This window comes from Streptomyces sp. AC602_WCS936, assembly GCF_019049125.1.
In the GTDB taxonomy this organism is placed as follows: domain Bacteria; phylum Actinomycetota; class Actinomycetes; order Streptomycetales; family Streptomycetaceae; genus Streptomyces.
In genome coordinates, this window is record NZ_JAGMUF010000129.1 from 125,096 (window position 1) to 151,035 (window position 25,940).

23 protein-coding genes are annotated in these 25,940 nt (G+C 70.6%); 3 read left to right on the forward strand and 20 right to left on the reverse strand.

What is annotated here, in order from left to right; all coding sequences use genetic code 11:
- Positions 1–25: 25 nt before the first annotated feature.
- The 4 genes from ruvX to KUM03_RS35375 form a co-directional block, all read right to left on the reverse strand.
- Positions 26–490, reverse strand: a complete 465-nt coding sequence (ruvX, locus tag KUM03_RS35360; protein ID WP_217254651.1) for a Holliday junction resolvase RuvX — start codon at positions 488–490, stop codon at positions 26–28.
- A gap of 137 nt (positions 491–627) precedes the next feature.
- The gene (gene alaS, locus KUM03_RS35365) at positions 628–3,300 is read right to left on the reverse strand and encodes an alanine--tRNA ligase (protein WP_217254652.1); all 2,673 of its coding nucleotides are present in this window, start codon (positions 3,298–3,300) and stop codon (positions 628–630) included.
- Positions 3,300–3,671 (reverse strand): hypothetical protein, encoded by a 372-nt coding sequence (locus KUM03_RS35370; RefSeq protein ID WP_217254653.1) that lies wholly within the window; start codon positions 3,669–3,671, stop codon positions 3,300–3,302. The genes alaS and KUM03_RS35370 overlap by 1 nt, the downstream gene beginning before the upstream one ends.
- 7 nt (positions 3,672–3,678) lie before the next feature.
- Positions 3,679–4,122 carry a DUF948 domain-containing protein gene (locus KUM03_RS35375; RefSeq protein WP_217254654.1) on the reverse strand — a complete coding sequence of 148 codons (444 nt, stop codon included), beginning with the start codon at positions 4,120–4,122 and terminating at the stop codon, positions 3,679–3,681.
- 172 nt (positions 4,123–4,294) lie between these two features.
- On the opposite strand from KUM03_RS35375, the gene KUM03_RS35380 reads away from it, so the two are divergent.
- On the forward strand, positions 4,295–6,484 hold the full coding sequence (locus KUM03_RS35380; RefSeq protein ID WP_217254655.1) for a regulator: 2,190 nt from the start codon (positions 4,295–4,297) through the stop codon (positions 6,482–6,484).
- Between the two features lie 32 nt (positions 6,485–6,516).
- Here the strand turns inward: KUM03_RS35380 and rpsD are convergent, their stop codons facing one another.
- The 5 genes from rpsD to KUM03_RS35405 form a co-directional block, all read right to left on the reverse strand.
- The gene (gene rpsD / locus KUM03_RS35385) at positions 6,517–7,131 is read right to left on the reverse strand and encodes a 30S ribosomal protein S4 (RefSeq protein ID WP_030185023.1); all 615 of its coding nucleotides are present in this window, start codon (positions 7,129–7,131) and stop codon (positions 6,517–6,519) included.
- A 291-nt stretch (positions 7,132–7,422) separates the two neighbouring features.
- Positions 7,423–8,778, reverse strand: coding sequence for a replication-associated recombination protein A (locus tag KUM03_RS35390; RefSeq protein ID WP_217254656.1), 1,356 nt, complete (start codon positions 8,776–8,778; stop codon positions 7,423–7,425).
- Between the two features lie 66 nt (positions 8,779–8,844).
- The gene (locus KUM03_RS35395) at positions 8,845–9,507 is read right to left on the reverse strand and encodes a vitamin K epoxide reductase family protein (RefSeq protein ID WP_217254657.1); all 663 of its coding nucleotides are present in this window, start codon (positions 9,505–9,507) and stop codon (positions 8,845–8,847) included.
- 194 nt (positions 9,508–9,701) lie between these two features.
- A complete protein-coding gene (gene hisS / locus KUM03_RS35400; protein WP_217254658.1) occupies positions 9,702–10,964 on the reverse strand; it encodes a histidine--tRNA ligase in 1,263 nt (420 codons plus the stop codon).
- A gap of 13 nt (positions 10,965–10,977) precedes the next feature.
- Entirely contained in the window at positions 10,978–11,685 is a 708-nt protein-coding gene (locus KUM03_RS35405) for an MBL fold metallo-hydrolase (RefSeq protein WP_217254659.1), read from the reverse strand.
- Between the two features lie 183 nt (positions 11,686–11,868).
- Between KUM03_RS35405 and KUM03_RS35410 the strand changes: the two genes are divergently transcribed.
- Both KUM03_RS35410 and KUM03_RS35415 read left to right on the forward strand, forming a co-directional pair.
- A complete protein-coding gene (locus KUM03_RS35410; protein WP_217254660.1) occupies positions 11,869–12,699 on the forward strand; it encodes a peptidylprolyl isomerase in 831 nt (276 codons plus the stop codon).
- 135 nt (positions 12,700–12,834) lie between these two features.
- A complete protein-coding gene (locus KUM03_RS35415) occupies positions 12,835–14,064 on the forward strand; it encodes a DUF349 domain-containing protein (RefSeq protein ID WP_217254661.1) in 1,230 nt (409 codons plus the stop codon).
- 66 nt (positions 14,065–14,130) lie between these two features.
- Here the strand turns inward: KUM03_RS35415 and relA are convergent, their stop codons facing one another.
- From relA to pdxS, 11 genes are all read right to left on the reverse strand, one after another.
- Positions 14,131–16,674, reverse strand: a complete 2,544-nt coding sequence (gene relA / locus KUM03_RS35420) for a GTP pyrophosphokinase (RefSeq protein WP_217254662.1) — start codon at positions 16,672–16,674, stop codon at positions 14,131–14,133.
- Positions 16,675–16,846: 172 nt separating this feature from the next.
- Positions 16,847–17,395 carry an adenine phosphoribosyltransferase gene (locus KUM03_RS35425; RefSeq protein WP_217254663.1) on the reverse strand — a complete coding sequence of 183 codons (549 nt, stop codon included), beginning with the start codon at positions 17,393–17,395 and terminating at the stop codon, positions 16,847–16,849.
- Complete coding sequence (secF, locus tag KUM03_RS35430; RefSeq protein WP_217254664.1) at positions 17,392–18,528, reverse strand: protein translocase subunit SecF; 1,137 nt, start codon at positions 18,526–18,528, stop codon at positions 17,392–17,394. The genes KUM03_RS35425 and secF overlap by 4 nt, the downstream gene beginning before the upstream one ends.
- Before the next feature lies 1 nt (position 18,529).
- A complete protein-coding gene (gene secD / locus KUM03_RS35435) occupies positions 18,530–20,359 on the reverse strand; it encodes a protein translocase subunit SecD (RefSeq protein WP_217254665.1) in 1,830 nt (609 codons plus the stop codon).
- Positions 20,360–20,492: 133 nt separating this feature from the next.
- Positions 20,493–21,005 (reverse strand): preprotein translocase subunit YajC, encoded by a 513-nt coding sequence (yajC, locus tag KUM03_RS35440; protein WP_217254666.1) that lies wholly within the window; start codon positions 21,003–21,005, stop codon positions 20,493–20,495.
- Between the two features lie 176 nt (positions 21,006–21,181).
- Positions 21,182–22,255, reverse strand: a complete 1,074-nt coding sequence (ruvB, locus tag KUM03_RS35445; protein WP_217254667.1) for a Holliday junction branch migration DNA helicase RuvB — start codon at positions 22,253–22,255, stop codon at positions 21,182–21,184.
- 20 nt (positions 22,256–22,275) lie between these two features.
- Positions 22,276–22,881, reverse strand: a complete 606-nt coding sequence (gene ruvA, locus KUM03_RS35450; protein WP_217254668.1) for a Holliday junction branch migration protein RuvA — start codon at positions 22,879–22,881, stop codon at positions 22,276–22,278.
- Positions 22,878–23,435, reverse strand: coding sequence for a crossover junction endodeoxyribonuclease RuvC (gene ruvC / locus KUM03_RS35455; RefSeq protein ID WP_217254669.1), 558 nt, complete (start codon positions 23,433–23,435; stop codon positions 22,878–22,880). The genes ruvA and ruvC overlap by 4 nt, the downstream gene beginning before the upstream one ends.
- A gap of 109 nt (positions 23,436–23,544) precedes the next feature.
- Positions 23,545–24,297, reverse strand: coding sequence for a YebC/PmpR family DNA-binding transcriptional regulator (locus KUM03_RS35460; protein WP_217254670.1), 753 nt, complete (start codon positions 24,295–24,297; stop codon positions 23,545–23,547).
- Positions 24,298–24,345: 48 nt separating this feature from the next.
- The gene (gene pdxT, locus KUM03_RS35465) at positions 24,346–24,954 is read right to left on the reverse strand and encodes a pyridoxal 5'-phosphate synthase glutaminase subunit PdxT (RefSeq protein ID WP_217254671.1); all 609 of its coding nucleotides are present in this window, start codon (positions 24,952–24,954) and stop codon (positions 24,346–24,348) included.
- A gap of 13 nt (positions 24,955–24,967) precedes the next feature.
- Positions 24,968–25,879, reverse strand: a complete 912-nt coding sequence (gene pdxS / locus KUM03_RS35470; protein ID WP_217254672.1) for a pyridoxal 5'-phosphate synthase lyase subunit PdxS — start codon at positions 25,877–25,879, stop codon at positions 24,968–24,970.
- Between the last annotated feature and the right edge of the window lie 61 nt (positions 25,880–25,940).

The following is a 25,940-nucleotide window of genomic DNA, read 5'->3' on the forward strand; positions in this document are numbered from 1 at the left end:
CGCGCGGAACGTTACCGTATCGCGATCAGATGACCACTTCGACGCCCTCGCCGGGTGGCCTGCCTGACACCCGTTCGGATTCCAGGGCCTGCTGGAGGATGATCACGGCGGCGGCCTGGTCGATGACGGACCGGCCCTTCTTGGACTTCACGCCCGAGGCGCGCAGCCCCTGGGTCGCCGTCACCGTCGTCATCCGCTCGTCGACGAGCCGGACCGGGACCGGCGCGATGCCCCGGGCCAGCTCCTGCGCGAAGCGCCTGACCTTGGCCGCGGCCGGGCCCTCGCCCCCCTTGAGGGAGCGGGGGAGGCCGACGACGACCTCGATCGGCTCGTACTCCTCGACCAGCGCGCGCAGCCGGCGGTGCGCCGCCGGGACGTCGCGGCCGGGGACGGTCTCCACCGGGGTGGCGAGAATCCCGTCGGGGTCGCAGGAGGCGACCCCGATGCGGGCGTCCCCGACGTCGACGGCCAGGCGGCGGCCGCGGCGCATGACCGGGCCGCCGTCCGTCTGATCATCCGTCCGGCTGCCCGTAGGCTCGTCCGTCCGGCCGTTCGCACGGTCGTCCGTCCGGCGGTCCGCTCGCTGGTCCATCTGGCCGTCGTCCCTCCGGCCGTTCGCCGCGCCGCTCACTTGGCGGTGTCCGCCACGAGGCGCTCGACGGCGTCGACGGCCTCGCCGATGGCGGCCGGGGTCTGGCCGCCGCCCTGGGCGACGTCCGGCTTGCCGCCACCGCCGCCGCCGAGGGTCTTGGCGGCGGTGCGCACCAGGTCACCGGCCTTGAGGCCGCGGTCGCGGGCGGCGTCGTTGGTGGCGATGACCGTGAGGGGCTTGCCGTTCACCGTGGTGAACAGGGCGACGACCGCGGCCCGGCCGCCCTGGATGCGGCCGCGCACGTCGAGGACGAGCTTGCGCAGGTCGTCGGCGGTGGTGCCGTCGGGGACCTGGCCGGTGACGACGGCCACACCGCGTACGTCCTTGGCGGACTCGGCGAGGCCGGCGGCGGCCTGGAGGACCTTCTCGGCGCGGAACTTCTCGATCTCCTTCTCGGCGTCCTTGAGCTTGCCGAGCATGGCGGAGACCTTCTCCGGGAGCTCCTCCGGGCGGCCCTTGATCAGCTCCTGGAGCTGGGCGACGACCGTGTGCTCACGGGCGAGGAAGTTATAGGCGTCCACGCCGACCAGGGCCTCGATACGGCGCACGCCGGAGCCGATGGAGGACTCGCCGAGCAGCTTGACCAGGCCGAGCTGGGCGGTGTTGTGCACGTGGGTGCCGCCACACAGCTCCTTGGAGAAGTCGCCGATGGTCACGACGCGCACGCGCTCGCCGTACTTCTCGCCGAACTCGGCGATGGCGCCCTGCTTCTTGGCCTCGTCGATGCCCATGACGTCGGCGCGCACGTCGAGGTCGCGGGCGAGCACCTCGTTGATCTTCTGCTCGACGTCGCTCATCACGGCCGTCGGCACGGCGGCCGGCGAGCCGAAGTCGAAGCGGAAACGGCCCGGCTGGTTCTCGGAACCGGCCTGGGCGGCCGTCGGGCCGAGGGCGTCGCGCAGCGCCTGGTGAGTGAGGTGGGTGGCCGAGTGGGCGCGGGCGATGGCCTTGCGGCGCCGGTCGTCGATGGAGGCGTGGGCCTTGGCGCCGACGGTGATTTCGCCGACCTGGACGACGCCCTTGTGGACGTAGACGCCCGGGACCGGCTTCTGGCAGTCGCGGATCTCGACGACGGCACCGGTGTCGACCTTGATCCGGCCGGTGTCGCCGATCTGGCCGCCGCCCTCGGCGTAGAACGGGGTGCGGTCGAGGACGATCTCGACCTCGTCGCCCTCGGTCGCGGCCGGGGAGGAGGCGCCGTCGACGAGGATGCCGACGATCGTGGACTCGGTCTCGGTGTCCGTGTAGCCGACGAAGTCGGTGGCGCCGGCCTGGTCGGCGATCTCGCGGTAGGCGCCGGCACCGGCGTGGCCGGTCTTCTTGGCCTGGGCGTCGGCCTTGGCACGCTCCCGCTGCTCCTTCATCAGGCGCCGGAAGCCGTCCTCGTCCACGGACAGGCCCTGCTCGGCGGCCATCTCCAGGGTGAGGTCGATCGGGAAGCCCCAGGTGTCGTGGAGCAGGAAGGCCTTGTCGCCGGCGAGGACGGTGCCGCCGGAGGCCTTGGTGTCGCTCACGGCGGTGTCGAGGATGTTGGTGCCGGCCTTCAGCGTCTTCAGGAAGGCGTTCTCCTCGGCGAGGGCGACCTTCTCGATCCGCTCGCGGTCGGTGATCAGCTCGGGGTACTGCTGCCCCATCATGCCGATCACTACGTCGATCAGTTCCTTGACGACCGGGCCGGTGGCGCCGAGGAGGCGCATGTTGCGGATGGCGCGGCGCATGATGCGGCGCAGGACGTAGCCGCGGCCCTCGTTGCCGGGGGTGACGCCGTCGCCGATGAGCATCACGGAGGTGCGCATGTGGTCGGTGACCACGCGCAGGGAGACATCCGAGGCCTGGGCGTCGCCGTAGGCCACGCCGGTCAGCTCGGTGGCCTTCTTGATGACGGCCATGGAGGTGTCGATCTCGTACATGTTCTGCACGCCCTGCAGAATCATGGCGAGGCGTTCCAGGCCGAGGCCGGTGTCGATGTTCTTGCTCGGCAGCTCCCCGAGGATCTCGAACTCCTCCTTGCCGATGCCCTCGCCACGCTCGTACTGCATGAAGACGAGGTTCCAGATCTCCACGTACCGCTCGTCGTTGACGGCGGGGCCGCCCTCGGCGCCGAACTCGGGGCCGCGGTCGTAGTTGATCTCGGAGCAGGGGCCGCAGGGGCCGGGGACGCCCATGGACCAGTAGTTGTCCTTCTTGCCGAGGCGCTGGATGCGCTCGGAGGGGACGCCCACGACGTCGTGCCAGATGCGCTCGGCCTCGTCGTCGTCCTGGTAGACGGTGATCCACAGGCGCTCGGGGTCGAGGCCGTAACCGCCCTTGTCCTGGGCGCTGGTGAGCAGCTCCCAGGCGTACTTGATGGCGCCTTCCTTGAAGTAGTCGCCGAAGGAGAAGTTGCCGCACATCTGGAAGAACGTGCCGTGGCGGGTGGTCTTGCCGACCTCTTCGATGTCCGGCGTGCGCACGCACTTCTGCACGCTGGTGGCGCGGTCGAAGGGCGGCTTGACCTCACCCAGGAAGTAGGGCTTGAACGGCACCATGCCGGCCGGGACGAGGAGCAGAGTCGGGTCGTCCGCGATGAGCGACGCCGAAGGGACGACGGTGTGACCGCGCTCCTCGAAGAAGCTCAACCAGCGGCGACGAATCTCGGCCGACTCCATCAGTGGTCCTCATTCCGGTTGTACGAGTGCGTCGTCTGGACGTCGACGACGGACTTCGGGTTCTTGCGGTGTTCGGTGTTGCGGTTCTCGATGGCGGCGTGGTGCCGCAGTGCGGGCAGTTCACGGTCGACGGGGGCGTTCAGCCCGAGCGCGTCGTCCAGTTCGGCCTCCCGCTGGGCCATGTTCTCGCGGACGTCGAGGGCGAAGCCCACCGCGCGGTCCCTGAGCCGGGTGCCCGCGTCCAGCGCCTTGTTCGCCGCGGTCGCGGCGAGGCTCTCCGGGGTCAGCTGCTTGAGCTTCCGGTTGACCTTGGTGGTGGCCCACACACCGGCGGCGACACCGGTGCCGAACCAGAACGTACGGCGGAACATCGCTGGATCAGTCCTTCTTCCGCTTCATCCGCCGCGCGGCCGGGATCGTACGGCCGACGATCACGGTGCGCCGCGGCTGCTTGGCCGGGCTCGCCGGCCCGTCCTCCTTGCGGCCGCCGAGTGCCCGGCGCACGCCGTACCCGAACGCGGCGACCTTGACCAGGGGGCCGCCGAAGGTGGAGGCCACGGTGGTGGACAGCGCCGAGGCGTTCGACGTGACCTCCTGGACGTCCGAGGCGATCGCGTCGACGCGGTCGATCTGGGTCTGCGCGGAACGCACCGCCGACGAGGCGTCGGACAGCAACGGGACGGCCTGGTCGGTCACGTCCGCCACCAGCTTGGTGGTCGCCCTGAGCGTCTGGGCCAGCCTCGCCAGTGCCACGGCGAGGAAGGAGACCAGGATCGCCCAGAAGACGGCCACCAGGATTCCGGCCACCTCGCCACCGGACACTGTCGCACCCGCTCCCTGAAAGACGTGCCTGAACATCAAAAAGTCGTGCACCGAGCCTATCGCGCCGGGCGCGGGGCTCCGTACCGGATTACCGTCCGCGTCCCGGGGAGAACGAGGGAGTCGGGCGAAGCGATTGTACGGAGTGAATACGGTTCAGTACGCTCCGTGTCTCATGCGAGACCTTCGGCGCGACCGCATCCCCCACGGCAACCTCCCGCTGGAACTGGACGCCTTCGTGGGAAGAGCCGCGGAACTCGCGGAGCTGGCCCGGGCACTGGGCTCGGGGCGGCTGGTGACGGTGACCGGGGCGGGCGGGGTCGGGAAGTCCCGGCTGGCGGTGCGGACGGCCGCGCGGTGCGCGCCCAGGGACGGGGTGTGGCGGGTGGAGCTGTCGCCGGTGCGCGACGAGGAGTTCGTCGACTACGCGGTGGTGGAGGCGTTGGGCCTGGTCGACCACACCACCCGGTTGCCGCGCGAGACGCTGCTGGCGCACCTCGCCGACCGGGAGCTGCTGCTGGTCCTGGACGGGGTCGAGCACCTGGTGGACGCGTGCGCCTCGCTGGTGGCCGAGCTGCTGGGCCGTGCCCCCGGGCTGCGGGTGCTGGCGGTCGGCCGCAGGCCGTTGGCGGTGGCCGGTGAGCAGGTGCTGCCGCTGGCGCCGCTGCGCCCGGAGGAGGCGGTGGAGCTGCTGACGGTGCGTGCGGGGCAGCGGCAGGCGGGACGCGGGTACGGCGCTGCCGCGGACGAGGGCGACGGGGAGGTGCGCGAGCTGTGCCGGCGCCTGGACGGCATTCCGCTGGCCATCGAACTGGCTGCGGGCCGGCTGGGCGCGCTGTCCCCGCGGCAGATGCTGCAACGGCTGGACGACCGGTTCCGCCTGCTGACCGGCGGGGACCGCACCGCGCTGCCCCGGCACCGGACCCTGCGCACGGCGATCGGCTGGAGCCACGAGCTGTGCACGCCCGGGGAGCGGCTGCTGTGGGCGCGGCTGTCGGTGTTCACGGGCTCGTTCGACCTGGAGGCGGCCGAGTACGTGTGCAGCGGCGACGGGCTGCCCGCCGACGAGGTGCTGGACGTGCTGTCCGCGCTGCTCGCCCAGTCCGTGCTGGCCCGCGAGGAGACCCCGGCCGGGGTGCGCTACCGGATGCTCGACACGGTGCGGGCCTACGGCGCCGACTGGCTGGAGGCGACGGGGGACGCGGCGCGGCTGCGGCGCCGGCACCGGGACTGGTTCGTGGGCCTGGCGACCTGGTGCGAGCTGGAGTGGTTCTCCCCGCGCCAGATGGAGGTCGCCGCGCGCGTGGAGGCGGAGCTGCCGAATCTGCGCGGGGCGCTGGAGCACTCCCTGACCGAGCCGGACGAGGCGCATCTGGGCCAGTACCTCGCGGGCGCCCTGTGGTTCCACTGGGTGGGCTGCGGACGGCTGTCGGAGGGGCGGCGGTGGCTGGAGCAGGCGGTGCGGCTGGACGCGGAGGGCACGGCGGGCGAGCAGTCCCGGCTCAAGGCACTGTGGGTGCTCGGCTACGTGGCGGTCCTCCAGGGCGACACCGCGCACGCGCTCGCGGCGCTCCACGAGTGCCGGGAGGAGGCCGAGCGGTCGGCCAACCCGACGGCGGTGGCGTACGCGGAGCACCGCACCGGTTGTCTGGCGCTGGTCACGGACGACATGCCGCGCGCGGAGACGCTGTTGCGCTCGGCGCTGCACCGCTACCGGGAGATCGGCGAGCTCAACAGCAACGTCCTGATGGGTCAGGTGGAGTTGGCGATGGCCCTGGCGTTCCAGGGCGACCTGCCGGACGCGGTGCTCCTGTGCGAGGACGTGCGCCGGGTGTGCGAGGACCACGGGGAGCGCTGGGCCAGGGGCTACGCCCTGTACGTGCTGGCCTACGCGGCCTGGAACGACGGTGAGCCGGCGCGGGCCCGCGAGTTGCTGGTCGACTGTCTGCGCGGTGCGCACCGCTTCCGGGACCAGCTGGGATCGGTGCTGGCGGTGGAACTGCTGGCCCTGGTCACCGTGGCGGAGGGCGACGCCGCGGAGGCGGCGGTGCTGCAGGGCGGGGCGGGGCGGATGTGGCCGTCGGTGGGGCTGCCGCTGTTCGGCTCGGCGCACTACAACGCACCGCACGAGCTGTGCGAGGCGGCGGCGCGGGAGCAGCTGGGCGACGAGCGCTACGAGGAGTGCGTACGGCACGGGGCGCGGCTCGGCCGCCGGGAGGTGGTGACGCGGGCACTCAGGCGGCCCGGGACGGCGCCGGTCCCGCTGCCCGTGCCGCGCGGGAGCGGGCGCCGGGCCGCGGCGGGCACGGGGGCGGCGAAGCCCGCCGCCTCGCCCACCCGGAAGGGCGGGGAGACGGCGGGCTGAGGTACCGCGGGCGTACTGCGCCGGGGCTGGGATCAGCGGGCGTAGTACTCGACGACGAGCTGCTCGTCGCAGATCACCGGGATCTCCTTGCGGTTCGGCTCGCGGTCCAGGCGGAACGCCAGGGCCTTGAGGTTCACCTGGAGGTAGCGCGGGGTCTCGCCGTCGGGGGCGAAGCCACCCTCACGGGCGATCGTGAAGAGGGTCTTCTCCTTGGAGCGCTCGCGCACCTGCACGACGTCGTCCGGACGGACGCGGAAGGACGGCTTGTCGACCTTCTGGCCGTTGACCTGGATGTGGCCGTGGACGACCATCTGGCGGGCCTGGTAGATCGTGCGGGCGATGCCCGAACGCAGGACCAGCGCGTCGAGACGGCGCTCGAGCTCGATGACCAGGGCCTCGCCGGTCTTCATGTTGGTCTTGGAGGCACGCTCGTAGGCGCGGACGAGCTGGCGCTCGCTGAGGTCGTACTGCGCGCGCAGACGCTGCTTCTCGAGCAGACGGACCTTGTAGTCCGAGTTCTGCTTGCGGCCGCGGCCGTGCTCACCCGGCGGGTAGGGGCGGGCCTCGAAGTACTTGACGGCCTTCGGGGTCAGCGCGATGCCGAGGGCACGCGACTTCTTGACCTTGGGGCGGGACTGGTTCGCCACTGTGTCTCTTTCCTAGTTCTCCGGCTTGTCAGGGTTGAGGGAGGTCGCAATCCGCAGCCGGGGAAACCCGCCGGGCCCGCGTGGGACCTGCCGGGCAGCCGCTCCCCTGGTCTGGGCACATACGTGCAGCACGCGAGTGGCCCACCGACCTCTCCCGGAGCTCCGGGCGGTGGTGGGCTGCCCGCGACACCTTCGACGGTGCGCGACGCTCCTGGAACCCCGAAGGGTTCCGGCCGGTTGTCCCGTTCTGACTGCACGGGACTCGGCACTCCGGGCGATTCTACAGGCTGCTCAGGACCGCTTGCGACCGAGGTGCCCGCGGGTCCACTCCACCGCGTCCGCGTACCTGGCCTCGGCGCCGTGCCGGGTCGGGGTGTAGTAGCTGCGGTCCTTCAGCTCGTCCGGGGCGTACTGCTGGGCGGCGATGCCCTCCGGCAGGTCGTGCGGGTACACGTACCCCTGCCCGTGTCCGAGTTTTCCGGCGCCCTTGTAGTGGCTGTCGCGAAGGTGCGCCGGGACCGGCCCGGCGTGCCCCTTGCGCACGTCGTCCAGGGCGGCACCGATGGCGGTGGTGGCGGCGTTGGACTTGGGGGCCAGCGCCAGGGCGATGGTGGCGTGGCTGAGGGTGAGGGCGGCCTCGGGGAAGCCGATCATGGCGACGGCCTGGGCGGCGGCCACGGCGATCGGCAGGGCGTTCGGGTCGGCGAGGCCGATGTCCTCGCTGGCGGAGATCATCAGGCGGCGGGCGATGAAGCGGGGGTCCTCGCCGGCCTCGATCATCCGGGCCAGGTAGTGCAGGGCGGCGTCCACGTCGGAGCCGCGGATGGACTTGATCAGGGCGCTGGCGACGTCGTAGTGCTGGTCTCCGTCGCGGTCGTACTTCACCGCGGCCCGGTCGACGGTCGCCTCCAGCGTCGCCAGGGTGATCTCGGCCTCGCCCTTGTCGAGCGCGGCCCCGGCGGCGGCCTCCAGCGCGGTCAGCGCGCGGCGGGCGTCGCCGCCGGCGATGCGCAGCAGGTGCTCCTCGGTGTCCTCGGGGAGCGTGACGGCCTCCCCCAGGCCCCGCTCGTCGGTCAGGGCGCGGCGCAGCAGGCCCCGGACGTCGTCGTCGGTGAGCGGTTCGAGGGTGAGGAGGAGGGAGCGGGAGAGCAGCGGGGAGATCACCGAGAAGTACGGGTTCTCCGTGGTGGCGGCGATGAGGGTGACCCAGCGGTTCTCCACGGCCGGGAGGAGGGAGTCCTGCTGGGCCTTGCTGAAGCGGTGGATCTCGTCGAGGAAGAGGACGGTCTCCTTGCCGTACCCGCCGACCGCACGGCGGGCGCCGTCGATGACCGCGCGGACCTCCTTGACGCCCGCGGTGATCGCCGACAGCTCCACGAAGCGCTTGTTGGTGGCCTTGGAGACGACGTACGCCAGCGTGGTCTTGCCGGTGCCGGGCGGTCCCCAGAGGATGACCGAGGAGGGCCCGGCGGGGCCGGAACCTCCCTCGCCGACCAGTCGGCGCAGGGGGGAACCGGGCTTGAGCAGGTGCTGCTGGCCGACGACCTCGTCGAGAGTGCGCGGGCGCATCCGCACGGCGAGGGGGCTGCCGGTCGGGTCCTTCTCCTGGCGTTCTTCTGCTGCGGCGGTGAACAGGTCGGGCTCCACGCTCTGAACCCTAAATCACCGCACTGACAACCCGACGGCCCCGGTGGACTCTGCGCACCAGGCCGGTCAGCTGGTCCAGAAGTCCCACCAGCGGGTCAGGATCATCATGCCGATGATGCCGGTGTGCAGCACCGGCAGGACCCAGGTGAACTCGCCGAAGAAGCTCTTGAGCCAACCCGGCGCGGGCAGGAAGCCCTTGCGGACGTTGAAGGAGGTCACGTACCAGAACATCACGATCGTCGCGACCCAGGCGAGGCAGCACCACAGGCACAGCGAGTTGATCCGGTACAGGGACTGGAACTGCAGCCAGGTGACGAACCCGACGCCGAAGAGGCAGCCGGCGTTGAAGGTGAGCCAGTACCAGCGCGGGAAGCGGGCGCGGCCGAGCAGGCTCATGCCGACGCAGATGACCATGCCGTAGGCGACGAGGCCGAGCATCGGGTTGGGGAAGCCGAAGACGGAAGCCTGGTCGCTCTCCATGATGTTGCCGCAGGAGACGACCGGGTTGAGGCTGCAGCCGGGCGTGAAGGTGGTGCCGGCGACCTTGGCCTCGAGGATCTTCTGCTTGTCGAGCGTGATGACCCAGGCAGCGAGCAGACCGGCCGCGCCCGTGATCACCAGCAGCAGTGCGAGGGCGCGGCTGCCGCCCTCGGTGCGCGGGGTGCGGGCGCCGGGGTCCGGCGCGGACTCTGCCACGGTGGAGACGTCCTTCACTGTCGTCTTGCTCATCACGCCGATTCCGTCACTGGAGGGTCGGACCTGCTTCGGGCAGGGGCCATTGTGCCGCACGGACCTGTATGACCACCGTTCGATGAACCTATGAACGGTGCGGCGATCACTCCTGAGCGGTGCGTTCCGGCCACCGTCCGTTCCTCAGGGGCACGCGTGAGCGAATGCGCGTGCCCCTGGAGGGTGACGCCGTGCTAACCGAGCCGCGACTCCAGCTCCGCGACGATCTCGTTGACACCGATCGCGGCCTGTTCGCCGGACTCCATGTCCTTGAGCTGGACGACGCCCTCGGCGAGGTCGCGCTCGCCGAGGACCAGGGCGTAGCGGGCGCCGGAGCGGTTGGCGGCCTTCATCGCGGCCTTCAGGCCCTTGCCGCCGTAGGAGAAGTCGGCGGCGACGCCGTTCTTGCGCAGCTCGGTGACCTTGGCGAACAGGATCCGGCGGGCCTCCTCGCCGAGCGGGACGGCGAAGACGGAGGTGGCGGACGGGATGTCCAGTTCGATGCCCTCCGCCTCCAGGGCGAGGACGGTGCGGTCGACGCCGAGGGCCCAGCCCACGGACGGGAGGGACGGGCCGCCGATCATCTCGGACAGGCCGTCGTAGCGGCCGCCGCCGCCCACCGCGGACTGGGAGCCGAGGCCGTCGTGGACGAACTCGAACGTCGTGCGGGTGTAGTAGTCCAGGCCGCGCACCAGCTTCGGGTCGTCCTCGAAGACGACGCCGGCCGCCGTGATCAGTTCGCGGACCTCCTCGTGGTACGCCTTGCAGGCGTCGCACAGGTAGTCGCGCAGCAGCGGGGCGTCGGTGAGCTGCTTCTGGACCTCCGGACGCTTGTCGTCCAGGACGCGCAGCGGGTTGATCTCCGCGCGGCGCAGCGTCTCCTCGTCCAGGTCCAGGCCGCGCAGGAAGTCCTGGAGCGCGGCGCGGTAGACCGGGCGGCACTCCTTGTCGCCCAGGGAGTTGAGGAGGATGCGGAAGTTCTGCAGGCCGAGCGCGCGGTACGACTGGTCGGCGAGGATGATCAGTTCGGCGTCGAGTGCCGGGTCCTCCGCACCGATCGCCTCGGCGCCGACCTGGGAGAAGTGGCGGTAACGGCCCTTCTGGGGGCGCTCGTAGCGGTACTGCGAGCCGGAGTACCAGACCTTGACCGGCAGGTTGCCCGCCTTGTGCAGGTTGGCCTCCAGGACCGCGCGCAGCACGGGGGCGGTGGTCTCCGGGCGCAGGGCGAGGCGGTCGCCGCCCTTGGTCTCGAAGACGTACATCTCCTTGGTCACGATGTCGGTCGACTCACCGACACCGCGCGCGAAGAGCTCGACGTTCTCGAAGCCGGGCGTCTCGATGTAGCCGTAGCCGGAGTTGCGCAGCGGGGCGGCGATCGCCTCGCGGACCGCCAGGAACTTCGCGGAGTCGGGCGGCAGCAGGTCGTACGTGCCCTTGGGGGCCTTGAAGGTGCTCACGGAAGGTCTCTCGTCACATTCCTCGTCGGGGAGCCCCGGGGGCTCCCTGGCCGGCCGCCACCTGCCGCAGGTAGGGGTTGGTGGCGCGTTCCTGGCCGATGGTCGTCTGGGGGCCGTGTCCGGACAGCACCACGGTCGAGTCGTCGAGCGGCAGGCACACGCGTGCCAGGGACTCGAGCATGTCGTCCATGGAGCCACCGGGGAAGTCGGTGCGTCCGATGGAGCCGGCGAACAGCAGGTCGCCCGAGAACATGACCGGCGGGATGTCCGCCGCCTCGGGCAGGCCGAAGGTCACCGACCCCTTGGTATGGCCCGGCGCGTGCGCGACCGACAGGTTCAGGCCGGCCAGCTCCAGCCGCGCGCCGTCGGTCAGCTCCTTGACGTCGTCCGGCTCCCCGACGGTCAGCTCGCCCATGAGCGGCATGCCGATGGTGCGGCCGATCCCCTTCTCGGGGTCGCTCATCATGTAGCGGTCCTCGGGGTGGATCCAGGCGGGCACGTCGTGCGCGCCGCACACCGGGACGACCGAGGCCACGTGGTCGATGTGGCCGTGGGTGAGGACGACGGCGACGGGCTTGAGACGGTGCTTCCTGATCGCTTCCTCGACTCCGGGGGCCGCCTGGTGGCCCGGGTCGATGATCACGCACTCCTCACCGGCGGCCGGGGCGACGAGATAACAGTTCGTCCCCCAGGCTCCGGCGGGGAACCCGGCAATGAGCACGATCGTCCTTCGTTTGTGTCGGTACGGGTGGGCTTGCGAACGGGTCGCGCCCATGGTCAGAGACTACCGGCGGTGCCGATTCCTCAGCGAACCCATATACGGTACGGGGCTACACGCCCACGGTCGGCTCATCGCACCCACGCGTACCGGTCGGCACACGAAGACGCATGAGGAGAGAACCCGGTGGTCAGCCAGGAGCAGCGGCGGCGTCAGCTCGCCCGGGAGAAGTTCTTGCGGCAGCAGCAGCGGCGCACGTCCGCGCGGCGCAAGGCGCGCACGCGCAACGCCGCGATCGCGTCGGTGCTCGGCGTGATCCTGATCGGCAGTGTCGCGCTGTACACGACCGGCGTGGTGCTGAAGGACGACGACAGCAAGACGAACGCGAGCGCGGAGGTCACCCCCAGCGCCTCCGCGTCCAGCAAGGCGCCGGACCCGTGCGACAAGCCGGCCGAGGGCAAGGTCAAGACGCAGACCTGGGAGAAGGAACCTGCGATGACCATCGACAAGTCGGCGAAGTACACGATGAAGCTGGAGACGACCTGCGGCGACATCGACATCGCGCTGAAGGCGAAGGCGGCGCCGCACACCGTCAACTCGTTCAACTTCCTGGCGGGCAAGGGCTTCTTCGACCACACGAAGTGCCACCGGCTCACCACCGAGAACATCTACGTGCTCCAGTGCGGCGACCCCACCGCCCAGGGCAACGGCGGACCGGGCTACACCATCCCGGACGAGAACCTGAAGGACAAGAGCCTCAAGGACAACATGTACCCGGCGGGCACGGTGGCGATGGCGAACACCGGTCAGCCGGACTCCGGCGGCAGCCAGTTCTTCCTCGTGTACCAGAACAGCCCGCTGCCGCCCAGCTACACCCCGTTCGGCACCATCTCGGACGAGGGCATGACGGTGCTGAAGAAGATCGCCTCCGCGGGATCCCAGCCCGCGGACCCGACCGGCAACACCGCGCCCAACGCGACGGTCGTCATCGACAAGGCCACCGTCACGAAATCCTGACCCTCATCAGCGAAAGTTCGGTCGCGCGGGATGCGGACAGGCCCCCCGCCGGTCGCCTATGTTGGCCGTGACGAAACTGTGGACGATGCCCGGGGGTAGCGAAGCCCTCCGCAGGCATCATGTGGAGGAGGCGCTGTGAGCAGCGACCCGTGGGGCCGCGTCGACGAGACGGGGACCGTGTACGTGCGTACGGCCGACGGCGAGAAGGTCGTCGGTTCCTGGCAGGCGGGCTCCCCCGAGGAGGCGCTGGCCTATTTCGAGCGCAAGTACGAAGGCCTGGTTGTCGAGATCGGCCTCCTCGAGAAGCGCGTGAAGACCACCGACCTGTCGGCGAAGGACGCCCAGACCGCCGTCGACCACCTGCGGGAGCAGGTCGACGCGCACCACGCGGTGGGCGACCTGGACGCCCTGCGGACCCGGCTGGACAAGCTCGTCGAGCTGGTGGAGAAGCGCCGCGAGGAGCGGAAGGTCCAGCGCGCGAAGCAGTCCGACGAGGCCCGTGCCGCCAAGGAGGCGCTGGTCGCCGAGGCCGAGGAGCTGGCCCGGTCCGACCAGTGGCGGTCGGCCGGTGAGCGGCTGCGGTCCCTGGTGGACACCTGGAAGGGTCTGCCGCGGCTGGACCGCAAGTCCGACGACGAACTGTGGCACCGCTTCTCGCACGCGCGGTCGGCGTTCTCCAAGCGGCGCAAACAGCACTTCGCCCAGCTCGACGCCCAGCGCGAGGAGGCCCGCCAGACCAAGGAACGGCTGGTCTCCGAGGCGGAGGCGCTGTCGAACTCGACGGACTGGGGACCGACGGCCGCGCGCTACCGCGACCTGATGTCCGAGTGGAAGGCCGCGGGCCGTGCGCAGCGCGAGCACGAGGACGACCTGTGGAACCGCTTCCGCGGCGCCCAGGACGTGTTCTTCGCCGCCCGCAGCTCGGTCTTCGCCGAGCGCGACGCCGAGCAGGCGGAGAACCTGAAGCTCAAGGAGGAGCTGGCCGAGGAGGCCGAGAAGCTCCTGCCCGTCACCGACCTGAAGGCGGCCCGCGCCGCGTTCCGCTCGGTGAACGAGCGCTGGGAGGCCATCGGCCACGTGCCGCGCGACGCCCGGCCCAAGGTCGAGGGCCGGATGCACGCCGTGGAGCGGGCGCTCCAGGAGGCCGAGGAGACCGAGTGGCGCCGGACGAACCCGGAGGCACGCGCGCGTGCCGAGGGTCTGACCGGTCAGCTGCAGGCCGCCGTCGACAAGCTCAGGGGCCAGATCGAGCAGGCCCGCGCCCAGGGCAACAACGCGAAGGCCGACAAGCTGGAGCGTGAGCTGCAGGGCCGGCAGGCACTGCTGGACCAGGCGCTGAAGGGGCTGCACGAGTTCGGCGGCTGACGGCATCACGAGAGAGGGGCTTCCGTACAACGCGTACGGAAGCCCCTCTGCCGTGTCTGTCGCGGCCTACGACGGCCTGCGCGCCGATGTCACCCGGTAGACGTCGTAGACGCCCTCCACGCCGCGTACGGCCTTCAGGACGTGGCCCAGGTGCTTCGGGTCACCCATCTCGAAGGTGAAGCGGGAGGTGGCCACGCGGTCGCGGGAGGTCTGGACGGCCGCGGAGAGGATGTTGACGTGCTGGTCGGACAGCACGCGGGTGACGTCCGAGAGGAGCCGGGAGCGGTCCAGGGCCTCCACCTGGATGGCGACCAGGAAGACGGAGGACTGGGTGGGTGCCCACTCGACCTCGAGGATGCGCTCGGGCTCGCGGGAGAGCGAGTCCACGTTCACGCAGTCGCTCCGGTGGACGGAGACGCCGCTGCCGCGGGTGACGAAGCCGATGATCGGGTCGCCGGGCACGGGTGTGCAGCAGCGGGCCAGCTTGACCCACACGTCCTCGACGCCCTTGACGACGACGCCCGGGTCGGCACTGGTCCGGCGTTTGCGGCCGCGACCGCGGGCCGGCGGGACCGACTCGTCGATCTCCTCGGTGGCCGCCTCCTCGCCGCCGAGCGCCTGGACCAGCTTCTGCACGATGTTCTGCGCGGAGACATGGCCCTCGCCGATCGCCGCGTACAGCGCTGAGATGTCCGAGTAGCGCATCTCGTGCGCCAGGGTGACCAGGGAGTCGCCGGTCAGGATGCGCTGGATCGGCAGGTTCTGCTTGCGCATCGCGCGGACGATGGAGTCCTTGCCCTGCTCGATCGCCTCGTCGCGGCGCTCCTTGGAGAACCAGGCCCGGATCTTGTTGCGGGCGCGCGGCGACTTGACGAAGCCGAGCCAGTCGCGGGACGGGCCCGCGCCGGCCGCCTTGGAGGTGAAGACCTCCACCAGGTCGCCGTTGTCGAGGGTGGACTCCAGCGGGACGAGGCGGCCGTTGACCCGTGCCCCTATGGTCCGGTGACCGACCTCGGTGTGGACGGCGTAGGCGAAGTCCACGGGGGTGGCCCCGGCCGGGAGCGCTATGACGTCGCCCTTGGGCGTGAAGACGAAGACCTCGTTGCGGGAGAGGTCGAAGCGCAGGGACTCCAGGAACTCGCCGGGGTCCTCGGTCTCCTTCTGCCAGTCGAGGAGCTGGCGCAGCCACGCCATGTCGTTGAGGTGGTCGTCCTTGCCCTTGCCGGACGACTTGGGCGCGTCGGAGCGGACCTTGGAGGCGCCTGCGACGGCCTCCTGCTTGTACTTCCAGTGCGCGGCGATGCCGTACTCCGCGCGGCGGTGCATGTCGAAGGTGCGGATCTGCAGCTCGACCGGCTTGCCGTTGGGCCCGATGACCGTCGTGTGCAGCGACTGGTACATGTTGAACTTGGGCATCGCGATGTAGTCCTTGAACCGCCCGGGAACCGGGTTCCAGCGGGCGTGGACCGTACCGAGCGCCGCGTAGCAGTCGCGGACGGTGTCCACGAGGACGCGGATGCCCACCAGGTCGTAGATCTCCGCGAAGTCACGGCCGCGGACGATCATCTTCTGGTACACGCTGTAGTAGTGCTTGGGGCGGCCGGTGACGGTCGCCTTGATGCGGGCCGCGCGCAGGTCCTGCTGGACCTCGTCGGTGACGATCGCCAGGTACTCGTCGCGCTTGGGGGCGCGCTCGGCGACCAGGCGGACGATCTCGTCGTACATCTTGGGGTAGAGGATCGCGAAGGCGAGGTCCTCCAGCTCCCACTTGATGGTGTTCATTCCCAGGCGGTGGGCCAGCGGCGCGTAGATCTCCAGGGTCTCGCGCGCCTTCTTCTCCTGCTTCTCCCGCTTGAGGTAGCGCATGGTGCGCATGTTGTGCAGGCGGTCGGCGAGCTTGATGACCAGGACGCGCGGGTCCTTCGCCATGGCGACGACCATCTTGCGCACGGTCTCGGCCTGCGCGGCCTCGCCGAACTTGACCTTGTCGAGTTTGGTGACGCCGTCGACGAGGAGGGTGACGACGTCGCCGAAGTCGCGGCGCAGGTCCTCCAGGCCGTACTCGGTGTCCTCAACGGTGTCGTGCAGAAGGCCCGCCATGAGCGTGGCCGGGTCCATGCCCAGCTCGGCGAGGATGGTGGTGACGGCGAGCGGGTGCGTGATGTACGGGTCGCCGCTCTTGCGTTTCTGACCGCGATGCCAGCGCTCGGCGACCTGGTAGGCGCGTTCGATCTGGCGCAGCGTCGCCGTCTCGATCTTGGGGTCGTTGCTGCGCACTATCCGCAGCAGGGGTTCCAGGACCGGGTTGTACGGGTTGGCGCGCTGCACGCCGAGGCGGGCGAGGCGGGCGCGGACGCGGTTGGAGGAACCGGAGCGGGCGGGCTGCCCGGCGGGAGTGCGGACCACGGGCGCGTTGCGTTCGCGCTCGGGCGGCATGGACTTGGGACGCGGCTGCTGCTCGGCCGGCTTGTCGACGGGCGCGGACGGGGCGTGCTGGATCGGCCCGCGGGTGTCGTTCTTGGCCTGGGGCGCACTCGGCGCGGGCTTCGCCGCGGGCGCCGAGGAGGACTCGGGCTTTGCGGCGGTCAGTGGCTGGGCCTCGTCTGGCAAGAGGACTCCTCGTGCGCGATCCGGGTCCCCCGGTCAGGCTCCGGAGTCCCCATGGTAGCGATCCTGCACGCCAGGATCGCCTTCAGGCCGATGTGAGGGCCGTCAACCCGTGAAACGCCTGGGGCGGGCGCCGGATTCCTCCGGGCCCGCCCCAGGTGTGCGGTACGTGCGCTCAGACGGTGAGCAACGCCTTCAGCGGCGCCCCGGCCAGGGCCGGCTCCAGGCGGGCCCGGCCGCCCAGGAAACCCAGCTCCATCAGGACGGCGAGGCCACAGACCTCGGCACCGGCCCGGCGGATGAGCTCCAGCGACGCCTCGGCGGTGCCGCCGGTGGCGAGGACGTCGTCGACGACCAGCACGCGGTCGCCCGCGCTCAGGTCCTCGGCGTGCACCTCGATCTCGGCGGAGCCGTACTCCAGGTCGTAGGCCTGGCTGAGGGTCGCTCCGGGGAGCTTGCCCGCCTTGCGTACGGGGATGAAGCCGAGGCCCGCCCGCAGCGCCACGGGGGCGCCCAGGATGAAGCCCCGGGCCTCCAGGCCGACGACCTTGGTGGCGCCGGTGTCCCGGGCCACCCCGGCGAGCGCGTCGGTGAGCGCGGCGAAGGCCGCCGGGTCTGCCAGGAGCGGGGTGATGTCCTTGAACACCACGCCCGGCTCCGGGTAGTCCACCACGTCCCGGATGCGGCTGAGCAGCAGTTCCGTGAGGTCGGTCGTCTCGGTCATCGGCGCTTCCCCGAGGGTCGGCCGCGGCCCCGGGCACGGGAGGCGGGCTGGTTGCGGGGGCCGACGACGGCGGGCGCCGCGTCGTCGGGCTCGTCGGCCTCGTCGGCCGCTTCGTCGGCGTATCGCTCGTCGGCGTCGGACTCGACCGGCTCTCCCTTGGCCGCGGCCTGGGCGCGCTTGGCGAGGACACGCTTCTTGAGGGACTTCATCTGCGGCTCGGCCTCCTTGAGGTCGGCGACGAGCGGCGTGGCGATGAAGATCGACGAGTACGCACCGGCCGCGAGGCCCACGAACAGCGACAGGGAGATGTCGTTGAGCATGCCGGCACCGAGGACACCGCCACCGATGAACAGCAGGCCCGCCACCGGCAGCAGCGCGACCACCGTGGTGTTGATGGAGCGGACCAGGGTGCTGTTGATCGAGCGGTTGGCGATCTCGCCGTACGTCCAGCGGGTCTGTTTGGTGATGTCTCTCGTCTGTTCCTTGAGGCTGTCGAAGACGACGACCGTGTCGTAGAGCGAGTAACCGAGGATCGTGAGCAGACCGATCACCGTGCCGGGCGTGACCTCGAAGCCGACGAGGGCGTAGATGCCGACGGTGATGGTGATGTCGTGGACCAGCGCGACGAACGCGGCCAGTGCCATGCGCCACTCGAAGGCGATGGCCAGGTAGATGACCACGAGGACCATGAAGATCCCGAGGCCCTGCCACGCCTTGTTCGCGATCTGGTCACCCCAGCTGGGCCCGACCAGGTCGGCGGCGATCTTAGCCGCCGGAACGTCGAGGTCCTTGGAGAGCTGTTCCTTGATCTGGTCCGAGGCCTCGGTGTCGGTGCCCGAGATCTGGATACGGAGGCTGCCGTCGCCGAGCTTCTGGACGATCGCGTCGTGGCCCGAGGCCTCTTCCGCGTAGGACTCGGCCTGGGAGACCGAGGCGCTCATGTTCTTCGGGGTGGTGAAGACCGCGCCGCCCTGGAACTCGATGCCCATGTGCAGACCGCGCACCGCCAGGCCGACGATCGCCGTGATGGTGATCAGGATCGAGATGCCGTACCAGAGCTTGCGGTTCTTGACGAAGTCGTAGCCGACCTCGCCGTGGTGCAGTCGGGCGCCGAGGTTGCCGAGCTTTCCCATCTCACGCCTCCTTCGGGTCGACGGGGCCGGCGACGGGGCGCGCGGGACGGCGGGTGCGGCGCAGCGGCGGCTTGGCGCCCAGGCTCTTCGGGTCGAGGCCGGACCACTTGTGGCCGCTCGCGAAGAACTTGCGGCGGGCCATCAGCGTCAGCAGCGGCTTGGTGAAGAGGAACACCACCACCACGTCGAGCAGGGTGGTCAGGCCGAGCGTGAACGCGAAGCCCTGGACCTTGCCGACGGTGACGACGAACAGGACCGCGGCGGCGAGGAAGGAGACGAAGTCGGAGACCAGGATGGTGCGCCGGGCGCGCGGCCAGGCCCGCTCGACGGCGGGGCGCAGCGTGCGGCCCTCCCGGATCTCGTCGCGGACGCGTTCGAAGTACACGATGAACGAGTCCGCTGTGATGCCGATCGCGACGATGGCACCGCACACGGCCGGCAGGTTGAGCGCGAAGCCGATGGCCGGGCCGAGCAGCGACATGATCACGTACGTGAGCCCCGCGGAGACGAAGAGCGAGGCGATCGCGATGAACGACAGGCCGCGGTAGTACACCAGCAGGTAGATGATGACCAGGGCGAGGCCGATCGCGCCGGCGATCAGACCGGCCTTGAGCTGATCACCGCCGAGCGCGGCGGTGACGGTGGTGACGCTGTCCTCCTTGAAGGTCAGCGGCAGGGCACCGTAGGAGAGCATGTTGGCGAGGCCCTCGGCCTCCTCCTGGTCGAAGTTGCCGGAGATCTCCGCGCTGCCGCCGGTGAGCGCCTGGCTGACGTAGGGGTCGGAGACGACCTCGTTGTCCAGGACGATGGCGAACTGGTTCTGCGGGGACTGGTTCTGGGCGAGCTTGCCGGTGATGTCGGCGAACTTCTTGGCGCCCTTGTCCGTGAACTTCATCGTCACGGTCCAGCCGGCGCCGGTCTGGGTGTTCAGTACGGCTTCGGACTCGTCGACGTCCGTGCCGTCGACCGCGGCGGGGCCGAGGATGTACTTCTGCCACTGGCCCTGCGCGTTCTGACCGCAGGCGACCATCGACTCGCCGGGCTTGGAACCGTCACCGGCCTTGGCGCGGGCGCCCGCGTCGGTGCAGTCCAGCTTCGCGTACTGCTCCTGCAGCTTTGCGGTGGCGTCGTCGCCGGAGGCGCTGGCGCTCGGGGACGGGGAGGCGCCGTCGGACGCCTTGGCGGAGGCGGAGGGGCTGGGGTCGGCCTTCAGGGCGTCGCTGGCGGCGCGGCCCTGGGGACTGGCGCTGGCGGACGCGGCGTCGGACGGCGTGCCGCTCGCCTTGTCGCCGTCGGTGGCCTTGTCCTTGTCGGCCGCGCCATCGGTGGCCTTGTCCGTGGCCTTGTCGGTCGCCTTGTCCGTCGGCTCGCCGGAGGCGTTGCCGGTGGGGCTCGCCGAGGGGCTGCCGGTCGCGTTGGCCCCGGAGAGCTCGGTGGCTACGACGGGACGGAAGTACAGCTTGGCGGTGGTGCCGACCTGCTGCCGGGCTTCCTTGGAGTTCGTCCCCTTGGGGATGTTGACGATGATGTTCCGGTCGCCCTGGGTCTGGACCTCGGCTTCGGAAACACCCAGACCGTTGACACGGCGGTTCATGATCTCGACCGCGGTGTCCATGTTGGTCTTGTTGATCGCGGACTCCTGGCCCTCTTCCGGGACCGCACGGAGCGTGATGCTCGTGCCGCCGGCGAGGTCGATACCGAGACGCGGAGTCGTGTGTCCGGAGGCGAACATGCCCCCGGTGAGCGCCACGATGGCGATCAGAATCAGGGCCAGCGAGCGCCCGGGCTTACTCTGAGCGCTCGCATTCTTTCCCTTTTTAGGTGCTACCACCTTTGCGTACTCCCTCTCGGGCCGCGTCGCGCCGGGTAGGCGTCACCGGCGGCCATCACATGGTGTCGGAATCCGTGCGAGCCGCGCATCGCACGGGGTGCGCGGGAACGGTCCGCGCACCCCGGAGCACGGCTTACTTCGCCTCGGAACCGCCGTCGGACTTCTTCGCCTGCTCGTCCGTCTTGGCCTCGGCGGACGTGGCGTCGGCCGTCGGCTCGTCGGCCGGCGTGTCGTCGGCGTCCTTCTTGCCGAGGTCGACGGACTTGTCGCCGGAGGCGTCAGCGTCGTCGGCGGAGGCGTCGGTCCCGGTGAGGGAGGAGGCATCGTCCGGGACGATGTCGGAGTCGGACTTCAGGTCGTGCTCGATGCCGTGGACGATGCGGTTGTACTCCTCGTCCGTGAGGACGGCACCGATGGAGTTCTTGGCGAAGAGCAGCTCCACACCCGGGCCGGCGTCAAGGAGGACCGTGTCGTCGCTGACCTCCTTGACCGTGGCGTACATGCCCCCGATGGTGCGGACGCCGGAACCGGGCTGCATCTGGTTCCGCATGTCGACGGCCTGCTGCTGCTTCTTCTTCGCCGACCGGGTCATCAGGAACATGGCCCCGATGAGCACGATGAACGGGAGGAGGGTCACGAGACTCACGGGTCGGTACTTCCTTCACACGACCGCAAATGGTGAGCGGCCTGATGGTTGGGGGTGTGTGCGCCGCCGACAAGGGCGGCATCGGCGGAGTCTAAGCGAGTCCGCGCGCATGGAACAACGCTCAGCATGGCACCGGGGTTCCTGCTCCGGCGAATGTCCTCTTCGTGACGGTGCCGTCACGTCCCGAACAAGTCCTGTTGTCCGTTTCCGGGACTCTGCGCGTGCGGCGGGGTGAGGCCGAGATGCGCCCATGCTGCCGGGGTCGCCACCCGTCCGCGCGGTGTGCGGGCCAGCAGGCCCTCCCGTACGAGGAACGGTTCGGCGACCTCTTCCACTGTCTCACGCTCCTCCCCCACGGCGACGGCGAGCGTGGACAGGCCGACCGGGCCGCCGCCGAACAGCTTGAGCAGCGCCTCCAGCACGCCCCGGTCCAGCCGGTCCAGGCCACGGGCGTCGACCTCGTAGACCGCGAGGGCGGCGGCGGCGATCTCCTGGGTGATCAGACCGTCGGCCTTGACCTGGGCGTAGTCGCGGACCCGGCGCAGCAGGCGGTTGGCGATGCGTGGGGTGCCGCGGGAGCGGCCGGCGATCTCGGCGGCGCCGGCCGGGTCGATCTCGACGTCGAGCAGGCCGGCGGAGCGGTGGATCACCCGTTCCAGTTCGGCCGGTCCGTAGAACTCCATGTGGGCGGTGAAGCCGAAGCGGTCGCGCAGCGGCGGCGGCAGCAGTCCGGCGCGCGTGGTGGCGCCGACGAGGGTGAAGGGGGGCAGTTCCAGGGGGATGGCGGTGGCGCCCGGTCCCTTGCCGACGATGACGTCGACGCGGAAGTCCTCCATCGCCATGTAGAGCATCTCCTCGGCGGGCCGCGACATGCGGTGGATCTCGTCGAGGAAGAGGACCTCGCCCTCCTGGAGGGAGGAGAGGATCGCCGCGAGGTCGCCGGCGTGCTGGATGGCGGGGCCGGAGGTGATGCGGATGGGGGCGCCCATCTCGGCCGCGATGATCATCGAGAGGGTGGTCTTGCCGAGGCCCGGGGCTCCCGAGAGCAGGACGTGGTCGGCGGTCGCCCCGCGCGCGCGGGCGGCGCGCAGAACGAGGTCGAGCTGCTCGCGGACCTTCTCCTGGCCGATGAACTCGCCCAGGTCCTTGGGGCGCAGGGCGGCCTCGACGGCCTGGTCCTCGCCGTCGGCGGCCGGGCCCACCAGCCGCTCGGCGGCAGCGGTGCCGGTCGTGTCGTCGTCCCAGTTCACGGTGTGCGTCTCCTAGCCGGCTAGCGGGCGCGGTTGAGCGTCTGGAGGGCCGCCTTCAGCAGCTGTCCCACCTGGGGCGTGCCCTCGGCGGCCTCCGCCTGGGGCGTCACGGCGGTGACGGCCTCGTCGGCCTCGCGGGTGGCGTAGCCGAGGCCGATCAGGGCGGCGTGCAGCTGGTCGCGCCAGCCGGTGCTGACCGGGGCGCCGACGGCGGGGGCGCCGACCGGTTCGCCGAGGCGGTCCTTCAGTTCCAGCAGCAGCTTCTGGGCGCCCTTCTTGCCGATGCCGGGGACGGCGGTGAGCGCCTTCTCGTCGCCGGTCGACACCGCTCTGCGCAGGGCGTCGGGGCTGTGCACGGCCAGCATCGCCTGCGCCAGGCGGGGGCCCACGCCGCTGGCGGTCTGGAGGAGCTCGAAGACCTGGCGCTCGTCGTCGTCGGCGAAGCCGTAGAGGGTGAGCGAGTCCTCGCGCACGACGAGGGAGGTGGCGAGTTTGGCGGGCTTGCCCAGGCGGAGCGTGGAGAGCGTGTTCGGCGTGCACTGGACGGCCATGCCGACGCCGCCGACCTCGACCACCGCGGCGTCGGGGGCGAGGGCGGCGACGGTGCCGCTGACGAAGGCGATCATGTCGTACGGCCTTTCGGGACGTGCGGGGTGCGGGGGGCACGGGACGCGTGCAGGGCGACGGCCTGCTGGAGCCGGTTCTGTGCGGGGGCGCGCCAGATGTGGCAGATGGCGAGGGCGAGGGCGTCCGCGGCGTCGGCGGGCCTGGGGGGCGCGGCGAGCCGCAGCAGACGGGTGACCATGGCGCCGACCTGCGCCTTGTCCGCGCGGCCGCTGCCGGTGACGGCGGCCTTCACCTCGCTCGGGGTGTGCAGGGCGACGGGGATGCCGCGGCGGGAGGCGCACAGGATCGCCACGGCGCTGGCCTGGGCGGTGCCCATGACCGTGCGGACGTTGTGCTGGCTGAAGACGCGCTCCACGGCGACGAACTCCGGCCGGTGCTCGTCGAGCCACTGCTCGATGCCCTGCTCGACGGCGACGAGGCGGTGGCCGAGGTCCGCGTCCGCCGGCGTGCGGACGACGCCCACGCCGACCATGGTGAGCGGTCTGCCCGCCACCCCCTCGACGACCCCGACCCCGCAGCGGGTCAGTCCGGGGTCCACCCCCAGCACGCGCACACGGCCCCCTCTCGTCGATCACCTGTTTGTGCAGGCTATCGGGTGCCACTGACAAAGCGGCGGGCCGACGGGGTGTGTGTCCCGTCGGCCCGCCGGAGCCGTGCGCGCGTTACGCGTCGACCTTCTCCATGACCTCGTCGCTCACGTCGAAGTTGGCGAAGACGTTCTGCACGTCGTCGCTGTCCTCCAGGGCGTCGATCAGCTTGAAGATCTTCCGGGCGCCCTCCTCGTCCAGCTCGACCTGCATGGTCGGGACGAAGTTGGCGTCGGCGGACTCGTAGTCGATGCCGGCGTCCTGGAGGGCGGTGCGGACGGCGACCAGGTCGGTGGCCTCGCTGAGCACCTCGAAGGACTCGCCGAGGTCGTTGACCTCCTCGGCGCCCGCGTCCAGGACGGCACCGAGGACGTCGTCCTCGCCCAGCTCGCCCTTGGGGACGATCACGACGCCCTTGCGGTTGAACAGGTACGACACCGAGCCGGGGTCGGCCATGGAGCCGCCGTTGCGGGTCATGGCGACGCGGACGTCGGAGGCGGCGCGGTTGCGGTTGTCGGTGAGGCACTCGATGAGCACCGCGACGCCGTTCGGACCGTAGCCCTCGTACATGATCGTCTCGTAGTCGGCGCCACCGGCCTCGAGGCCGCCGCCGCGCTTGACTGCGGAGTCGATGTTCTTGTTCGGGACCGACTGCTTCTTCGCCTTCTGGATGGCGTCGTACAGCGTCGGATTGCCCTCGATGTCGACGCCGCCCATGCGCGCCGCGACCTCGATGTTCTTGATCAGCTTCGCGAAGAGCTTGCCGCGCTTGGCGTCGATCACGGCCTTCTTGTGCTTCGTCGTAGCCCATTTAGAGTGGCCGGACATCTGCCTGTCTCCTTCGCGTAACCCATCACTGCAACGAACGCAGGAATCCTACAAGGACTCCGGGGCCCCGTTCGCGCGCACCATGTCGGCGAAGAGGCGGTGCACGCGGTGGTCGCCGGTCAGCTCCGGGTGGAACGACGTGGCCAGCGCGTTGCCCTGGCGGACGGCGACGACGTGGCCGTCGTGCTCGGCGAGCACCTCGACCGAGGCGCCCACGGACTCCACCCAGGGGGCGCGGATGAAGACGCCCTCCACGGGCTCGCCCCCGACGCCCTTGACGTCGACGGCGGCCTCGAAGGACTCGTTCTGCCGTCCGAAGGCGTTGCGGCGCACGATCATGTCGATGCCGCCGACCGTCTCCTGCCCGGAGCGCGGGTCGAGGATCTTGTCGGCCAGCATGATCATGCCGGCGCAGGTGCCGTAGACGGGCATGCCGTCCCGCACGCGCGCGCGAAGGGGCTCCATCACTCCGAAGAGGACGGCCAGCTTGGAGATGGTGGTGGACTCGCCGCCGGGAATGACCAGGCCGTCGACCTCGGCGAGTTCTTCGGGGCGCCTCACCGGCCTGGCCACGGCGTCGGCCGTGGCCAGGGCGACGAGGTGCTCCCGTACGTCGCCCTGGAGGGCCAGGACGCCGATCACGGGGGTCTCGCTCATGGGAATCGGTGCCTTACCAGCCGCGGTTGGCGTAGCGCTCGGTCTCGGGCAGGGTGTCGCAGTTGATGCCGACCATGGCCTCGCCGAGGTTGCGGGAGGCGTCCGCGACGATCTTCGGGTCGTCGTAGAAGGTGGTCGCCTTCACGATGGCGGCGGCGCGCTTGGCGGGGTCGCCGGACTTGAAGATGCCGGAGCCGACGAAGACGCCCTCGGCGCCGAGCTGGCGCATGAGCGCGGCGTCCGCCGGAGTGGCCACACCGCCGGCGGAGAAGAGGACCACCGGCAGCCTGCCCAGCTCGGAGACCTCCTTGACCAGCTCGTACGGGGCGCGCAGCTCCTTGGCGGCGGCGTACAGCTCGTTGTTGTCGTAGCCGCGCAGGCGGGCGATCTCGTTCTTGATCTGGCGCAGGTGGCGGACGGCCTCGACGACGTTGCCGGTGCCGGCCTCGCCCTTGGAGCGGATCATCGCCGCACCCTCGGCGATGCGGCGCAGGGCCTCACCGAGGTTGGTGGCGCCGCAGACGAAGGGGGTGGTGAAGGCGAACTTGTCGCTGTGGTTGACCTCGTCGGCCGGGGTGAGGACCTCGGACTCGTCGATGTAGTCGACGCCGAGGGACTGCAGCACCTGGGCCTCGACGAAGTGGCCGATGCGGGACTTGGCCATCACGGGGATGGAGACGGCCTCGATGATGCCCTCGATCATGTCCGGGTCGGACATCCGGGCCACGCCGCCGTCCTTGCGGATGTCGGCGGGGACGCGCTCCAGGGCCATGACGGCGACGGCGCCCGCGTCCTCGGCGATCTTCGCCTGCTCGGGCGTGACGACGTCCATGATCACGCCGCCCTTGAGCTGCTCGGCCATGCCGCGCTTCACGCGGGCGGTGCCGGTCTCGGGGGCCTGGTTTTCGGAGAGCGTGCTGGACACGGGTACCTCGCTGGGAGAAGGGGGTTTCTGCAGCAACGAGGAAACGTGAGGGGACCAGGCC

What these genes read in the sequence shown, in the direction of transcription:
- secF (WP_217254664.1), bottom strand. Translation starts at nt 18,528, where the DNA reads ATGGGAAAGCTCGGCAACCTCGGCGCCCGACTGCACCACGGCGAGGTC.
- alaS (WP_217254652.1), bottom strand. Translation starts at nt 3,300, where the DNA reads ATGGAGTCGGCCGAGATTCGTCGCCGCTGGTTGAGCTTCTTCGAGGAG.
- KUM03_RS35380 (WP_217254655.1), top strand. Translation starts at nt 4,295, where the DNA reads ATGCGAGACCTTCGGCGCGACCGCATCCCCCACGGCAACCTCCCGCTG.
- ruvA (WP_217254668.1), bottom strand. Translation starts at nt 22,881, where the DNA reads ATGATCGCCTTCGTCAGCGGCACCGTCGCCGCCCTCGCCCCCGACGCC.
- KUM03_RS35425 (WP_217254663.1), bottom strand. Translation starts at nt 17,395, where the DNA reads ATGACCGAGACGACCGACCTCACGGAACTGCTGCTCAGCCGCATCCGG.
- pdxT (WP_217254671.1), bottom strand. Translation starts at nt 24,954, where the DNA reads ATGAGCGAGACCCCCGTGATCGGCGTCCTGGCCCTCCAGGGCGACGTA.
- KUM03_RS35395 (WP_217254657.1), bottom strand. Translation starts at nt 9,507, where the DNA reads ATGAGCAAGACGACAGTGAAGGACGTCTCCACCGTGGCAGAGTCCGCG.
- KUM03_RS35460 (WP_217254670.1), bottom strand. Translation starts at nt 24,297, where the DNA reads ATGTCCGGCCACTCTAAATGGGCTACGACGAAGCACAAGAAGGCCGTG.
- KUM03_RS35370 (WP_217254653.1), bottom strand. Translation starts at nt 3,671, where the DNA reads ATGTTCCGCCGTACGTTCTGGTTCGGCACCGGTGTCGCCGCCGGTGTG.
- ruvX (WP_217254651.1), bottom strand. Translation starts at nt 490, where the DNA reads ATGCGCCGCGGCCGCCGCCTGGCCGTCGACGTCGGGGACGCCCGCATC.